General features: G+C 74.5%; 8 protein-coding genes. 7 read left to right on the forward strand and 1 reads right to left on the reverse strand.

The window, feature by feature from the left end; all coding sequences use genetic code 11:
- Positions 1–271: 271 nt before the first annotated feature.
- Positions 272–1,705 carry a PTS transporter subunit EIIC gene (locus tag ACZ38L_RS25685; protein ID WP_465697524.1) on the reverse strand — a complete coding sequence of 478 codons (1,434 nt, stop codon included), beginning with the start codon at positions 1,703–1,705 and terminating at the stop codon, positions 272–274.
- A 433-nt stretch (positions 1,706–2,138) separates the two neighbouring features.
- On the opposite strand from ACZ38L_RS25685, the gene ACZ38L_RS25690 reads away from it, so the two are divergent.
- From ACZ38L_RS25690 to ACZ38L_RS25720, 7 genes are all read left to right on the forward strand, one after another.
- Positions 2,139–3,392 carry a protein kinase domain-containing protein gene (locus ACZ38L_RS25690; protein ID WP_465697526.1) on the forward strand — a complete coding sequence of 418 codons (1,254 nt, stop codon included), beginning with the start codon at positions 2,139–2,141 and terminating at the stop codon, positions 3,390–3,392.
- A 503-nt stretch (positions 3,393–3,895) separates the two neighbouring features.
- Positions 3,896–6,760: a helix-turn-helix transcriptional regulator gene (locus ACZ38L_RS25695; RefSeq protein WP_465697528.1), complete on the forward strand. Its 2,865-nt coding sequence runs from the start codon at positions 3,896–3,898 to the stop codon at positions 6,758–6,760.
- Positions 6,761–6,770: 10 nt separating this feature from the next.
- A complete protein-coding gene (locus tag ACZ38L_RS25700; RefSeq protein ID WP_465697530.1) occupies positions 6,771–9,686 on the forward strand; it encodes a helix-turn-helix transcriptional regulator in 2,916 nt (971 codons plus the stop codon).
- Positions 9,658–12,396: an AAA family ATPase gene (locus ACZ38L_RS25705; RefSeq protein WP_465697532.1), complete on the forward strand. Its 2,739-nt coding sequence runs from the start codon at positions 9,658–9,660 to the stop codon at positions 12,394–12,396. The genes ACZ38L_RS25700 and ACZ38L_RS25705 overlap by 29 nt, the downstream gene beginning before the upstream one ends.
- Before the next feature lie 278 nt (positions 12,397–12,674).
- Positions 12,675–13,871: a cytochrome P450 gene (locus ACZ38L_RS25710; protein ID WP_465697534.1), complete on the forward strand. Its 1,197-nt coding sequence runs from the start codon at positions 12,675–12,677 to the stop codon at positions 13,869–13,871.
- 8 nt (positions 13,872–13,879) lie between these two features.
- Positions 13,880–14,080, forward strand: a complete 201-nt coding sequence (locus tag ACZ38L_RS25715) for a ferredoxin (RefSeq protein WP_396568210.1) — start codon at positions 13,880–13,882, stop codon at positions 14,078–14,080.
- Positions 14,081–14,209: 129 nt separating this feature from the next.
- A complete protein-coding gene (locus ACZ38L_RS25720) occupies positions 14,210–15,805 on the forward strand; it encodes a GMC oxidoreductase (protein ID WP_465697544.1) in 1,596 nt (531 codons plus the stop codon).
- Positions 15,806–15,878: the final 73 nt, after the last annotated feature.

A 15,878-nucleotide genomic window follows, 5' to 3' on the forward strand; every position in this document is an offset into this window, starting at 1 on the left:
CCAGCCGGCGGCTGGGGCCCTGGTGTCCGTCGGAGCCGTCCGTCGGCGCCGGACGGTGTGACGCGGGACCAGCGGCCCTCGTACCCGAAGTCGCCGCCCCGGCCGGTCAGGTTGCCGCCGGACATCCAGCCCGTGGTGTTGGTGCCTCCGACGCGGCCGTAGTACCAGGTGTTGCCGTAGTCGTCGCCGGCCGGTGGGGTCGTTGGCATGCGCGGTGTGCCGGTGGCGGCCGGCCCGTCGGGTGGCTGGGCGGGTGCGCTGCTCGGAACGGTCAGTGGACGTCGGTCGGCTCGCCGGCCGGGGTGGCGTTCAGGGTGGTGAGCATGGCGGGGGTGAAGCCGAAGCAGTAGGTGGCCAGGAAGCCCGTCAGGTAGCCGGCGGCCAGGCCGGCCGCGTAGACGGCGGCGGTGGCGGCCGGGCCGTGGCCACCCTTGAGGAGGGGGAACAGGGCCCAGCCGGAGGGGCCGATCGCGGTGGCGCCGACGCCGCTGCCGAGCTGGTCGAAGAGGCCGACCAGGGCGCCGCCTGCCGCGCCGCCGAGACAGGCCGTCACGAAGGGGCGGCCCAGCGGCAGCGAGACGCCGTAGATCAGCGGCTCGCCGACGCCCAGCAGGCCGGCCGGGAGGGCGGATCGGATGGTGGCGCGGAGCGAGGGGTTGCGCGGCAGCCGGAGGTAGATCGCGATCGCCGCGCCGACCTGGCCCGCGCCGGCCATCGCCAGGATCGGCAGCAGCGGGGTGGCGCCCTGCTGCGCGATCAGGGTGGTGTGGATCGGGATCAGTGCCTGGTGCAGGCCCAGCGTCACCAGCGGCAGGAAGAGACCGCCCAGCAGCAGCCCGGTGAACAGCCCGCCGTGTGCCAGCAGTTGGCCGACGCCGGTGCCGACCGCGGCGGAGACCCGGCCGGCGGCGTACATCAGGCCGAAGAGCGTGACCAGCCCGGTGATCAGTACGGTCAGGGTGGGGGTGAGCAGCGCCTCCAGCGCCCCGGGCAGCAGGCGTCGGAACCGCTTCTCCAGCCACACCGCCAGCATTGCCGCGCCCAGCGCGCCGAGCACGCCGCCCTGGCCGGGGGAGAGCCGCGTGCCGAGGACCGAGACGCCGGCCACCCCCGGGTAGACGATCACCGCCGCGACCGCGCCCCCGATGACCGGAGTCCCGCCGAACACCTGGGCCGTCTGGTAGCCGACGAACACCACGATCAGCGACAGGAACGCGGCACCGATCGCACCGAGTACCGGGACCAGGGAAGGCATCCAACCCAGGTTCACCAGAAGCCCGTTGAGGCCGGACACCACACCGCAGCCGATCAGCGCCGGGATCAGCGGGACGAAGACGTCGGCGATCCGGTGCAGCAGCAGCCGTCCCGGGGTGGCGTTGCGCGCCCGCTGCCCGGTGCGTAACGCGGCACCACGGTGGGCCAGTTCGTCGGCGTCGACCGGCCGTGGCCGGTCCGTGAGGAGCTGTGCGAACTCCATGCTGACCCGGTCGACCACGCCCGGGCCGAGTACGATCTGGTACGTGTCGTCCGGGATAACGCCCAACACGGCTGGCAGTGCTGCGAGTTCGGCTTCGCGGACCAACTCGCGGTCGCGCACCCCGAGGCGTAGTCGGGTCAGGCAGTGGGCGAGAGAGGTGACGTTGTCGGGGCCGCCGACCAGGGTGAGGACGGCGGCGGCCGTGGCGCGGTGCGGGCCGTCAGCCACGGCCGGTCCGCGGGATCCGGCGGCGGGCGAAGGCGGTGGCGCCCGCGTGTGCGCGGTGCCTGGAACGGTTGGGCATGGCGACAGCAAAGCATCCACCCGCACCCGTCGCGGCGATTGCGACGGAGTGAGTCACCCGCCTTGAGCAATGGACGTGGGCGTGCGGCGCCGTCGCGGCGCGGGCTCCGGATCCGGATCGGGGCCTCGGTGGTGTCCCGGGTGCGGCCCGGGAGCCGGCCGGCCCCCGCGCGGGGACCGGCCGTCGGGGGGTGACGCGATCTTGGCGAGAAAGGCTCCCCCGATCCCCGCCTCCGTCGATCCGCTCCGCCTTCCACAGGGTTTTCACATGATTGCGCGCTACGGTCCAGCGTTTCCGGTGGGTCCACCGGAGACGGGCCCGGCAGCCGGGGCCCGGCCGGAGAAGGGAAGGCGTGGCATGGAGCAGCAGCAGCCGTTGGGCGGCCGCTACGCCCTGGGCGAGGTGCTGGGGCGCGGTGGCATGGCCGAGGTCCGCCAGGCGCGGGACCTCCGGCTGAACCGGACCGTCGCGGTCAAGGTGCTGCGGGCGGACCTCACCGCCGACCCGTCCTGGCGGGTGCGCTTCGGCCGGGAGGCGCAGTCGGCGGCGGCGCTGAACCATCCCGGCATCGTGGCCGTCTTCGACACCGGCGAGGACGCCGTCGGTGGCGTCCCGCTGCCGTACATCGTGATGGAGCACGTCCGCGGCGCGACGCTGTCGGAGCTGCTCGCCCAGGGTGAACCGCCCAGCCCGGCAAGGGCGGTACGGCTCACCGCCGACATCCTGGACGCCCTGGGACACGCGCACGAGCACGGCATCGTGCATCGCGACATCAAGCCGGCGAACGTCATGGTCGCCCCGGACGGCACCGTCAAGGTGATGGACTTCGGCATCGCACACGCCCTCGCGCCCGCCGCGGGCACCGCGCTGACCCAGGCCGGGATGGTCATCGGCACCGCCGAGTACCTCTCGCCCGAGCAGGCCCGCGGCGAGCCGGTGGACGCCCGCACCGACCTCTACTCCACCGGCTGCCTGCTCTACGAACTGCTCACCGGCCAGCCGCCGTTCAGCGCGGAGACCCCGCTCGCCACCGCCTGGCGCCACCTGGAGGAGGAGCCCGTCCCGCCGTCCCGGCACCGGCCGGACCTGCCGCCCGCGCTCGACGGCGTCGTGCTCACCGCGCTCGCCAAGGACCGCGACCAGCGCTTCCACGACGCGGCCGGGATGCGCGCCGCCCTCGAAGCGGCACTTCCCCGGCCCACCGGCCCGCTGACCGCCGCCGGCCCCGTGGTGGAGCAGGCCGTGACCCTGCCGGAGCCGGCCGGGGACCCGGCCCCGCCGCGCCGTCCGCGCCGCCGGGCCGGCCGGCTGACCGCGGTGCTGGCGGGCGGCACCGCGCTGGCGGCGCTGGCCGTCGGCTACACCGTCCAGCACCAGAACAGTGCGCCGACCTCGATCAAGGCTCCCGACCTGACCGGCGTGACCGTCCTCCAGGCCCGCAGGAGTGCCCGCGACGCCGGTCTGCGGATCGGCGACGTCGCCTACGGTGGCTGCCCGGTCCCGGTTCTGGCCGGAACGATCTGCGAGCAACAGCCGGCCGCCGGCACCCCGGTCGCCCAGGGCAGCGCCCTCACCGTCCACCTGCCGGTCCCCCGCCGGGCCGTCCAGTAGCCGCGCCGCCCCGCCGGTCCTCGCCCGGAGCGGCGGAACGACCCGCCGGACCGGGGACGTCGTCACCTGACCGGCCGCGCGGTCGTCTGACGGTGTGTCGGGTGTGACGGGGGCCGATCCCCGGCGGCCGACGCGCCAGCACCCCGCGCAAAGTACCCGAGCCATGTGACGGGAGTGTGTCCCGCGTTCCCGACACACTCGTTTTCGGCCTCAATCACGGTGGCAGAGGCGGGAATCGGGCACTCCACTTGCCTGTCGACGGTCCGTCGGCTACGCCTGGTCGGAGTCGGGACCCAGCGTGTCGTCGTGATCGCCACCTCGCGCCGTCGCGCCAAACGTGACCCATTCGACACTCGTGAGCCCTCAGACATTAGCTCAAAGCTGATGGGCGATCACCAGCGGTGATGTTACCGTCGATCCTGATCATGCTTGGTCGGCTCCGCGACGTGAGCCGAGCAGTGTCGCGTCAATCACTCGGGGGCGGGGGATGTCGGGTTTCGGGGATGGGAGACGTTGTGGGCGTCAACAGCGCCATGGGTCGGGGGGCCGCTGGGCGCAGGGCCGGGCGGGCCGGTGAGCTGGCGGACCTGCTGAGACTGGCGAATCAGGCGCGCGGGGGCGCCGTGCAGGCGGTTCTGGTGCGCGGTCCCGCCGGGATCGGACGGACCAGCCTGCTGAACGTGCTCGTCGGGCACCTGTCGGGCGACGGGGTGACGGTGCGCCGGACCACCGGCCGGGCACCGGGGGGAGTGGGCGCGGGCGGCGGACGCGGATACCCGTCCGTTCGTGAACTGTTCGGGCTGGACCCGGCCACCACCGGGAGCGGGGCGGGGGCCGTCACCTTCGCGGCCCAGCGCGGGGTCTACCGGCGCGCGGTGGAGCTGCTGGCCGCCGGACCCCTGGCGCTCGTCCTGGACGACGCCCACTGGTGCGACGAGGAGTCCCTGCGGTGTGTGCACTTCCTGCTGCGCCGCGCGGCCCCGCGCCCGCTGCTGGTGCTGCTGTCCCAGCGCACCGCGTGCGGGGGCCCCGGCGCGGCGATGCTCAGCGAGATCCTGGCGCTGGACTGCTGCACCGTCCTGGAACTCGGTCCGCTGAGTGAGGCCGAGACCGGCCAGGTGGTGGACCGCGCCCTGGGCGGCCCGGCGGACGAGCGGTTCGTGCGGCGCTGCTCGGCACTGTCCGGCGGCAACCCGCTGCTGCTGGAGCGGCTGCTCACCGGGCTGCGCGCGGCCCGGGTGCGCCCCGATGTCGAGGGGCTGCACCGCCTGCGGGTGCGGGGCGAGGCGGTCGTCGCCGAGTCGGTCCGCACGGTGCTGGCCGGCCAGTCGCGCCAGGTGCGCCAGGTGGCCCGGGCGTTGGCCGTCCTCGGCCACGCCGATCCCGACCTGCTCGGGGCGGTCTGCGCGGTCGGCGGCACCCGACTGGCCCTCGTGCTGGAGAGCTTGCGGGGCGCCGAGGTCATCGGCTCCGCCGCCGGGCGCCCGATGGGCGAGGCGGTGCGGGCGGCGGTGCTGGCCGACCTGCCGGCAGCGGAGCTGGAGCGGCTGCGCGCCCGCGCGGCCCGGGTGCTCAACGACGCCGGGCGCCCGGCGGCCGAGGTGGCGGACCAACTGGCCCTGCTCTCCGAGCTGACGGAGCCGTGGATGCTCACCGTGCTGCGCGAAGCGGCCGCCGAGGCGCCGGGCCGGGCGACCGCGCGGGCGGCGGTGCGGTACCTGCGCCGGGCGCTGGCCGCCGAGCTCACCGGGACCGAGCGCAGGGACGTGCGGATCGAACTGGCCAGGGCTTCGGCCCAGGTGGCCCCGGCCACCGCGCTGCGGCAGCTGCGGCAGGCCCTGCAGGAGAGCACCGGAGTCCGGGAGCGGGCCTCGCTCGCCGTTGAGTACGGGCAGACCGCCCTCGGCACGCGCTACGTCCCCGAGGCGGTCCGGGTGCTCGACGCGGCGCTCACCGAACTGCGGCGCGAGCTGGGCGCCGAGCCCACCCCGGCCGACCGGGAGCTGTGCACCACGATCGAGTCCGCCCTGCTGGTCACCGCCGTGAACGAGAAGTCCACCATGGCGCCGGCCGGTGAGCTCGCCAGGTCCTGGCCGGTGCCCCGGGGGGACAGTCCGGCGGAGCGCCAACTGCTCTCCGTCATGAGCGCCTTCGCCGCGCTGGACGGCAGGCCGGCCGGGCAGGCCGTGGCGCTGGCCCGGCGGGCGATGCGGGTCGAGGAGACCACGCCCGCCGGGTGGGAGGTGCTCGCCTCCTCGCTGGTCCTCGGCCTGGCCGACGAGGTCGAGGAGTCCATCGCGGGACTGACCCGGGCGCTCTCCAACGGCCTCGCGCACTACGAGCCGTGGCTGCACCTGTCGGCACTGTCCGGGCGCTCCCTCACGCTGCACGGCGTGGGCGACCTCACCGGGGCGGCCACCGATGCCCGCGCCGCCGTCGCCTTCGCGGCGCAGGGCGAGCTGGCCTCGGCACGGCCACTGCCCGCCATCGCGCTGAGCACCGTGCTGCTCTCGCAGGGCGAGACGGAGCAGGCCGGCGCCGTGCTCGACCGGATCCGCCCGGCGAACCTGGACCGGCAGATCTGGGAGTGGCACCACTACCTGTACGCCAAGGGCAGGCTCCGGCGCGCGAGGGGCGACCTCGACGGCGCGGTGGAGCTGTGGCGGCGGTGCGGCCGGAGCCTGGCGGAGGCCGGCGTGACCAATCCGGTGCTGACGCCGTGGTGGCTGGCCGCCACCACCACGCTTGCCGGCCAGGGCCGCGCCGCCGCGGCGGCCGACATCGTGGCCCAGGTCGAGGAGACGGTGACGGGCTGGGGGACCCCGCGCGCCCGTGGGCTCGGCCTGGTCGCCGCGGGGACGGTCGCCGAGGGGCGGGCCCGGACCGACCTGCTCGCCGAGGCGGTGGAGGTGCTCGCGGGCTCCCCGGCCCGCCTCGCGCAGGCCGAGGCGGAGTACGGGCTCGGCCGCGAGCTGTTGCGGCGCGATGACCTGCGAGGAGCGCGCCGGCACCTGCGGCAGGCGATCGAGACCGCCACCCTCTGCGGCTACCACCTGCTCAGCGGCATCGCCCGGCAGCTGCTGGCCGACGCGGGCGGTCGGATGCCGCAGATCGCGGCCTCCCCGCTCGACTCGCTCACCCGCAGCGAGCGCCGGATCGCCACGCTCGCCAGGACCGGGGTCAGCAACCGGGAGATCGCCGAGGCGCTGTTCATCACTCCCCGGACCGTGGAGATGCACTTGACCAACATCTACCGGAAGCTCGACGTGCGGGGACGCACGGGCCTGGCCCCGGCGCTCGGATCCTCGGGCGCCTCAAGACACCGACCGAGGAGCTCAGCGGCGAACATCCACGCACCGAGTTGCTAGGGGACGGGCAGTGTCGAAGGGGAAAACCGAAGAAGCGGCGCGCTGGGCGCCGGCCGACACAGGCCGGCGCCCGGCCGTGCGCCTCGTCGAGCGGGACCGGGAACAGCGGTTGCTGCGCGAACTGCTGTCCGGGCTGCGGGCCGGGCGCTCGGCGGTGGTCGAGGTGCGGGGCGTGCCAGGCATCGGACGCAGCGCGCTGCTGCGCCGGGCCGAGGAGCTCGCCACCCTGGCCGGGGTGCGGGTCGCCGCCGCCGAGGCGTCCTGGGAGGAGACCGGGGTGTGCCACGGCGTGGCCGCCCAACTGCACGCGGCGATCGCGCCGCCCGCCTCGCCACTGGCGGAGGACCTGCTGCGCCTCGGTGGCGCGGCGCGCGGCGCACTGTCCGGGCGGCTCTGCCGCGCCTTTCTCGCGGCGGCCCGCGCCCAGCCGCTGCTGGTTGTCGTGGACGACGCCCAGTGGGCCGACCCGATCTCGGTGCGCTTCCTCCAGATGCTGGCGCGCCGCCTGGCCGGCGCGCCGCTGCTGCTGCTGACCGCGCGCAGCAGCGCGCTGCCCGCCGGGCCGGACGACCGGGTCGAGCTGTGCCCGCTGGCCGATCCGCGGGCCGTCACCGGCCACACCCTCGACCTCGCCCCGCTGTCGGTGGTCGGCACGGGCGAGGTGCTGGCCGACGCCTGCGGGGAGCCGGTCGACCCGGAGTTCGTCGCGGCCGTCGCGCGTGCGGTGGACGGCAACCCCGCGGTGCTGCGCTCGATGGTCGACCGCGTCGCCCGGCACGGCTGGTCGCCGACGCCCGACCAGGCGGCGCGGCTGCGCGAGAGCGTGGCGGAGGCGGTCCGGGAACGGGCGGTGCGCACCTTCGCCGCTCTCCCGGCGGAACTGCTGGACGTGCTGCGGGTGATCGCGATGTGCGGACCCCACTGCACTCCGAGCCTGATCGCCACGCTGGCGCCGCCGCGGAGCTTCAGCGTGGCACGGGCACTGGAACTCCTCTCCGGCACCGGTCTGTTGACCGAGGGGGAGCGGCCCGTGTTCCGGGCGGAGCGGGCCGCCGAGGCCGTGCTGGCCGGGCTCGACGCGCAGCGGCGTGAGGAACTGTTCGCCCGCGCGGCCGAGTTGGCGAACCGGGCGGCGATCCCGGACGGCGCACTGGCCAGGATGCTGCTCGGCGCCCGGGGGATCGGCGGATCCTGGGCGGTGGAGGTGCTGCGCCGGGAGGCGGCGCGCCACCGGGCCGTCGGCGACCAGGAGGCCTCGGCCCGGCTGCTGCGGCGCGCGCTGCGCGAACCGGTGCGCCCGCGGCTGAGGGTGGAGATTCTGACCGAACTGAGCGCCCTGGTGCTGCCCCGTTCGCCAGAGGCCAGCGACCGCTACCTGCGCCAGGCACTGCTCGTACCGGTCGACGCGAGTGCCGGGCCCGCCTGGGTGCGCGCCGCCGACCTGCTGGTGGCGCGGGGCGACTTCGCCTCGGCCGTGCCGTTGATCGCCCGGGCCTGCGCCCACCCGGGGATCGGCGACCGCGACCGTGCCGCGCTGCGGGCGCTGTACTGGCTCGCCGACCACGGCCAGCACGGGGCGGCGCAGGAGCTGAACCGGCTCGCGATGACAACGTTGTCCGAGCGGCCCCTCGAGCCCGCCGAGGCCGGCGCCGCCGCCTGGCGGACGGCCCTGCGCGGGCAGGACATCGCCCGCACCCGGGAACTGGCCCGCGCTGCCCTGGCCCCCGCGGCCCTGGCCGGGACCTCGCTGACCGCCCAGGTGGCGGCCTGTTACGCACTGGTGCTCGCCGACGAGGTGGCCGAGGCGCACGCCGGGCTGGACGCCGTACTGGTGCGCGCGCAGCGGACGGACGCCCGCGCGGTGGCCGCCCTGGCCCTGCTGGTCAAGGCCTTGGCGACGTTGGGCGAGGGACGGACCGAGGAGGCGTCCGCCCTGCTGGAACGGGCCGAGGAGGCGCTGCCGGCGCGGTGTTGGCACCCGCTGATGGCGCCCGGCCTGGTCGCGCTGAAGACCATGGTCTGCTTGGCGCGGGGCGACCTGGCCGGGGCCGAGCGGTCGGCCGCGGCGGCGCGCCCGGAGGAGGCCGAGGGCAGCATGGCCCGGGCCTACCTGATGTACGCCCGCGGCCGGGTGCGGTTGGCCCGCGGCGACGGCGCGGGGGCGCTGGCCGACCTGCGCGAGTGCGGCCGGTTGCTGCTCGCCAAACAGGTGGCCAACCCCGCTCTGCTGCCCTGGCGTTCGGTGGCCGCGCGGGCCCACGGCCTGGTGGCGGACGACGCCGAGGCCGCCGACCTGATCGCCGAGGAGCGCCGCCTCGCGCTGGTCTGGGGCGCGCCGCGCACGGTCTCCCGGGCGCTGCTCGCCGCGGGCGCGGCGGAGCGGGACCCGGCGCCGGTCGGACGTCGGACCGAGGCAGGGGCGGCATCGGGATCGGTGCTCGGGCCGGGGCCCGAACTCGGGTGCCTCGCCGCGGGTGAACCCGCGAGCTGGCAGTACCGGCAGGCGCTGGTCGTGATGGGAACGGCGGCGGTGTCCGGTCAGGAGACCATCGACGGCCTGCTGAGAAGTGGTGCCGCGCCGGCCGCACCGGTGGCGTCGGCCGGCCCGGCCGCGCCGGTCGCCGGACCGCGGAGGACGGCGCGGGGTGCCGACCGGACGCCCGCGGCGGGGCCCGCGGCAGGGACGGCGCAGGGGCCCGCGCCGCACGGCCTGACCGGCGCCGAGTGGCGCGTCGCCGTGCTGGCCGCCGACGGCCTGGCCAACCGCACCATCGCGGCCGACCTCTCGGTGACGCTGCGCACCGTCGAGCTGCATCTGACCAAGGCGTACCGCAAGTTGGGCATCTCCGGGCGTCCGGAGCTGGCCCAGGCGCTGGGACGCGACGAAAGGAACGACGATGGCACCCCTGTTCGACCGGCGGCGTGAACTGGCCGCACTCACCGCGGCGATGGAGGCGGCCGCGCGGGGCCGCGGCTCGCTGCTCGTCGTCACCGGGGGGATCGGGACCGGCCGGACCGCCCTGCTGCGGGCCCTGCCCGCGCTCGCGCGGCAGCGGGGCGGCCAGGTGCTCAGCGCGAGCGGAGCGCTGCTGGAGCAGGACCTGGCCCTCGGGGTGGTGGGACAGCTGCTGGAGCCGCTGCTGTCCGAGACGGCCCTCGAACCACCTCACGACGCCCGGCTCTTCGCCGAACTCCTGGAACTGGTGGCCGAGTTCGGTGCTCGTGGGCCGCTGCTGATGCTGCTGGACGACCTGCAGTGGGCCGACACCGCCTCGCTGCGCTGGCTCGGTTACCTGGCGAAGCGGCTGGCGAACCTGCGCGTCGCGCTGGTCGTCGCCGTTCGCGAGGGCGATCCCGGCGCGGAGGAGCCGCGGATCCACGAGATCACCGACCGCGCGGCGCTCGTGCTACGGCTGGGCCCGCTGTCCGCGGCGGGCACGGCGGCGCTGGTGGCCGAGCGGTTCGGCCAGCTCGCGGACCCCGCGTTGGCGGCGGCCTGTCACGAGGCCGGCGCCGGCAACCCGATGCTGCTGACCGCGACGCTGGCCGAACTGGTGAAGGCGGGCGAGGCGTTCGCCGACCCGGCCGAGGCGGTGGCCGGGCTGCGGTTGACGTCCCTGCGCGAGCGGCTGATCGCCGCGCTGCGCGTCCAGCCCCGGCCGGTGAAGGACCTGGCCAAGGCACTCGCGGTGCTGGACGACCACGCCGACCTGGATCTGGTGGGACGGCTCGCCGGGCTGGACGAGACGGGCTGGGCCGAGGCGGTCAGGGTGCTGCGCCGGCTCGGGCTGCTGGCCTGCGGCCCGGTGCCGCGCTTCGTCCACCGGTGTGTGCGGGAGGCGGTCGAGGAGTCGATGACGCCGGTCGAGCAGGAGGACATCCGCCTCTCCGCCGCCGTGCTGCTGCACGACGGCGGCTATCCGGCCGAGCAGGCGGCGGCGCAGTTGCTGGCCGCGACCTCGTGCCGGGACGGCTGGGCGATCGAGATCCTGCGCTCGGCCGCGACTGCCGCGGTGCGTCGCGCGGCGCCCGAGGAGGCCGCGCGGTACCTGCGGCGGGCTCTGCTGGACAGCTCGCCGACCGGGCCGGAGCGGGCCGCCCTGCTGCTTGACCTGGCCGCCATCGAGCGCGCCTTCGACCCGGCGGCCACCATGCGGCACCTCGTGCAGGCGCTGCTGCTGCTCCCGTCGCCCGAGCAGCGGGCCCTGGCGGTGGGGCGGATCCCGCCCGCGCTGCTCGGCGGCTGCCCGCCGCCCTCCGTCGAGTTGGTCGCGAAAGCGGCCGAGGAGTTGGCCGGGGCGCGGCCGCGGGCCGGCGCCGACCGCGAGCCGGGACTGCGGATCGAGGCGCGGCTGCGGCACGCGGCGGTGGCCGGGCCGGGGCTGCTCGCCGGGTCGGTCGACCGGCTGCGCTCGCTGGGCCCCACGCTGCCGTTGCAGACCGCGGCCGAGCGCGAGCTGGTCACCGTCCTGCTGCACGGCGCCACCGTGGCACAGCGGTTGTCGGCGGCGGAGGTCACGCCGCTGGCAAACCGGATCCTGCGCTACGAGCCCGCCTCGCCGAGCCATGTGTACACCGCCCTGCCGCTGTTGACCGACACGCTGATCGCGGCGGATTCGGTCGAGACCATCGGCCCCTGGCTGGAGGCCGCTCGGGAGGCGGCCCGCCGCGAGCGGGCCCCCGTCCCGCGGGCGTTGATCGGCATCGAGCTCACCCACCTGCTGCTGGCCCGGGGCCTGTTCGCGCAGGCGCGGACGCAGGCGCACGAGGTGCTGGAGCTGGGGGCGGCGGCCTGGACGCCGATCCAGTCGATGAGCGCCGTGGTCCGGGTCGCCATCGAGACCCGGGACGGCGAGCTGACGCGTCGCCTGCTGGAGGCCTACGGCGAGCGCGCCGACCATGGCTACAGCCCGTCGACGCTGCAACTGGTGCGCGGTTCGAGCGCGGCGATGCGCGGCGACCTGCCGACCGCCCTGGAGTACGTGCTGGACTGGGGGCGTTCGGTGGAGCGGGCCGACTGGCGCAACCCCGCCGTCGTCCCCTGGCGGACCTGGGCGGCGGGTCTGCGGCTGCGGATGGGCCAGGCGGCGCAGGCCCACGACCTCATCGACGAGGAGTTGGTGCGGGCGCTGGCCTGGGGGGCGCCCGGGCCGATCGGCCGCGCCCAGCGGATGAAGGGGGCGATCACCGAGGGGGAGCGGGGCGTCGCCCTGCTGCGGGCCTCGCTGGCCACCCTGGAGGGGGCGGTCAACGGGATGGAACGGGCCAGGACCTGTGTGCTGCTCGGCCGGCGGCTGCGGGCCGCCGGGCAGCCGGAGGCCGAGCAGCACCTGCGCCGGGGCCGGGAGCAGGCGCTGGCCTGCGGCGCGCCCTGGCTGGCGGACCGGGCCGCGCGCGAACTGCGGGAGCTGGCCCAGTCCCTGGGGCCGGCCACGCTGACCCGGGCCGAACGCCGGGTCGCCGCGCTCGCCGCGCACGGGGTGTCCAACAAGGAGATCGCGACCAAGCTGAAGGTGAGCACCCGGGCGGTCGAGAAGCACCTGACCCAGGCCTACCGGAAGCTGGACGTGGCCGGCCGGGCCGAGCTGGCCGGTGTCGCCCACCTGTTGCCGAGCGAGGCGGGGACGCCCGGCTGAGCCGGACCGGACCGGGCCCGGCCGAACCGAAGCCGACCGACCAGAAGCCGACCGAACCGAAGCGGACCGAACCGAACCGAACCGAAGTCGCCGCGAAACCTGCGGCAACCGAACCCTGGTCCCGTCTCCACAGGGTTAGCACCCCGGGGATTCGATTTCGTTGACAGTCTTCACGCCACCTTCATAGCGTCATGTTCGCGGCCAGCACGGCCCTATGAAGCGTGCGGTGAATGGCCCTGCGCGCGTGCAGAGTTTCGGGAACTCCTGGAAGGCGGGACATGACCGCGGCACAGCCCACTACTTTCTCCACGGTCCGCGAGGACTTCTTCAATCCGCCGGCCGGGATCCGGAAGTTGCGCGAGGAGGCACCGATCTCCCGGATGGCCTTCGCGGACGGTCACCTCGGCTGGCTGGTGACCGGATATTCCACCGCGCGAGCGATACTGTCCGATTCCCGTTTCAGCGCCCGGGGAGAACTGAAGCACCCGCCGGTTCCCCGCGCGGCCGTCCTGGAGGAATCTCCGGCGGCCCCGCCCGGAATGTTCATCCAGCACGACGCCCCCGAGCACCAGCGCTACCGCAAGCTGCTCGTCGGCCAGTTCACCGTCCGCCGGATGCGGCTGCTCACCGAGTGGATCGAGAAGATCACCGAGGAGCGGCTGGACGAGATGGAGCGGATCGGCTCCCCGGCGGACCTCTTCGAGCACTTCGCGCTGCCGATCCCCTCCATGGTGATCAGCGAACTGCTCGGCGTGCCCTACAAGGACCGCGAGAAGTTCCAGCACGACACCGCGGTCTGGAGCAGCTTCGGCGCCTCCACCGAGGACGTCATGGGGGCCTTCGCCAGCCTCGGCGCCTACCTGCACGGCCTGGTGCTGGCGAAGCGGGCCGAGCCCGGGGACGACCTGCTCAGCGGTCTGATCACCGGGGAGGGCAACCTCACCGACGAGGAGCTCACCTCGATCGCGTTCCTGCTGCTGGTCGCCGGGCACGAGACCACCGCCAACCAGATCGGTCTGAGCACGTTCGCCCTGCTCAACAACCCCGAGCAGTTGGCCGCGCTGCGGGCCGACCCCTCGCTGATGGAGGGCGCGGTGGAGGAAATGCTGCGCTACCTGAGCATCGTGCACCACGGCCCCACCCGCGCCGCGCTGGAGGATGTCGAGATCGACGGCCAGCTGATCAAGGCGGGTGAGGTCGTCATGGTCTCGCTGGCGGCCGCCAACCGCGACCCCGAGCGGTACGCCGACCCCGAGAAGCTGGAGGTCACCCGGCAGGTCGCCGCCCACCTCGCCTTCGGCCACGGCATCCACCAGTGCCTGGGCCAGCAGCTGGCCCGGATCGAGCTGCGGTCCGCCCTGACCGCGCTGCTGCGGCGCTTCCCCAACCTGCGTCTGGACGTGCCGGCCGAGGAGGTCAGGCTCCGCCACGACATGCAGGTCTACGGCGTCTACCAGCTCCCGGTGGCCTGGTAACCCGGCCGATGCGGATCGAGATCGCCGAGCAGCTGTGCTGCGGCTCGGGCATGTGCGCGCTCACCGCGCCCGAGGTGTTCGACCAGGACGACGACCACGGCACCGTCGTCCTGCTCGACGCCGAGCCGCCCGCCGGCTGCCACCCCGCCGTCCGCGAGGCCGCGCACCGCTGCCCGTGCACGGCCATCACGGTGCACGAGAGCGGCTGAGACCCCAGCCCCCGCGACCCCAACCCCGCCGTGCTCCTCGGTACATGAAGACCCATCCCTCGGGTCGGAAGGTCAGGTACAAACAGCGTGTCAGAAAACCAGAACCTGTCGCGTCGTCGTCTCCTCGGCATGGCCGCGCTGAGCGCGGCCGCCCTCACCGGGACGACCACGATCGCAACCGCCCGGCGCGCGTTCGCCGCCGATCCCGGCGACGGTGCCACGTTCGTGCCGGCCGTGGTGATCGGCACCGGCTACGGTGCGTCGGTCTCCGCGCTGCGCCTGGGCGAGGCCGGGGTCTCGACGCTGATGCTGGAGATGGGGCAGCTCTGGAACCAACCCGGTCCGGACGGCAACGTCTTCTGCGGGATGCTCAACCCCGACAAGCGCTCCAGCTGGTTCAAGACCCGCACCGAGGCCCCGCTGGGCACGTTCCTCTGGCTCGACGTGGTCAACCGCAACATCGACCGGTACGCCGGCGTGCTGGACCGGGTCAACTACGACCAGATGTCGGTCTACGTGGGACGCGGCGTCGGCGGCGGCTCGCTGGTCAACGGCGGCATGGCCGTGCAGCCGCGGCGCACGTACTTCGAGGAGGTCCTCCCGCAGGTCGACTCCGGCGAGATGTACGACCGGTACTTCCCGCGCGCCAACACCATGCTCAAGGTGAACAACATCCCGCAGAGCTGGTTCGAGCAGACCGAGTGGTACCAGTTCGCCAGGGTCTCGCGGGACGCGGCGGCGAAGGCGGGCCTGGGCACCGTGTTCGTGCCGAACGTCTACGACTTCACCTACATGCAGCAGGAGGCGGCCGGCACCGCGCCGAAGTCCGCGCTGGCCGGCGAGGTCATCTACGGCAACAACCACGGCAAGCAGAGCCTGGACAAGACCTACCTGGCCGCCGCGCTGGGCACCGGCAAGGTCGTGATCCAGACCCTGCACCAGGTCAAGACGATCCGCCAGCAGTCCGACGGCAGCTACCTGCTGAGCGTCGACCAGATCGACGCCAACGGCAACCTCCTGGCGACCAAGCAGATCTCCTGCCGCTACCTGTTCCTGGGCGCGGGCAGCCTCGGCTCCACCGAACTGCTGGTGCGCGCCCGGGACACCGGCGCGCTGCCGAACCTCAACGGTGAGATCGGGGCGGGCTGGGGCCCCAACGGCAACATCATGACCGCGCGCGCCAACCACCTCTGGAACCCCACCGGCGCTCACCAGTCCTCGATCCCCGCGCTGGGCATCGACGACTGGGACAACGCCAGCGCCCCGGTCTTCGCGGAGATCGCGCCGCTGCCGGCCGGCCTGGAGACCTGGGTCAGTCTGTACCTGGCGATCACCAAGAACCCCCAGCGCGGCACCTTCGTCTACGACTCCGCCACCGACCGGGCCAAGCTCCAGTGGACCCGCGACCAGAACGCGCCCGCCGTGGCCGCCGCCAAGTCGCTGTTCGACCGGATCAATTCGGCCAACGCCACGATGTACCGGTACGACCTGTTCGGCAGCACACTGAAGAACTTCGCCGACGACTTCTGTTACCACCCGCTCGGCGGCTGCGTGCTCGGAAAGGCCACCGACGCCTACGGCCGGGTCGTCGGTCACAAGAACCTCTACGTCACCGACGGTTCGCTGATTCCGGGATCGATCGGGGTCAATCCGTTCGTCACCATCACGGCACTGGCGGAACGCAACATCGAGCGCGTTATCCAGCAGGACGTCACCGCCTCCTAGGCGGTCGTCCGACGTCGCGCGGGTTCCACCGGCGCGCGGCGTGCCGCTCCGCGCGGCAAAAGCACGGTTCCGG

This window comes from Kitasatospora sp. NPDC024654 (genome assembly GCF_055559155.1).

Coding starts and splice junctions, on each gene's coding strand:
- ACZ38L_RS25690 (WP_465697526.1), top strand. CDS start 2,139: ATGGAGCAGCAGCAGCCGTTGGGCGGCCGCTACGCCCTGGGCGAGGTG.
- ACZ38L_RS25695 (WP_465697528.1), top strand. CDS start 3,896: ATGGGAGACGTTGTGGGCGTCAACAGCGCCATGGGTCGGGGGGCCGCT.
- ACZ38L_RS25705 (WP_465697532.1), top strand. CDS start 9,658: ATGGCACCCCTGTTCGACCGGCGGCGTGAACTGGCCGCACTCACCGCG.
- ACZ38L_RS25710 (WP_465697534.1), top strand. CDS start 12,675: ATGACCGCGGCACAGCCCACTACTTTCTCCACGGTCCGCGAGGACTTC.
- ACZ38L_RS25715 (WP_396568210.1), top strand. CDS start 13,880: ATGCGGATCGAGATCGCCGAGCAGCTGTGCTGCGGCTCGGGCATGTGC.
- ACZ38L_RS25720 (WP_465697544.1), top strand. CDS start 14,210: ATGGCCGCGCTGAGCGCGGCCGCCCTCACCGGGACGACCACGATCGCA.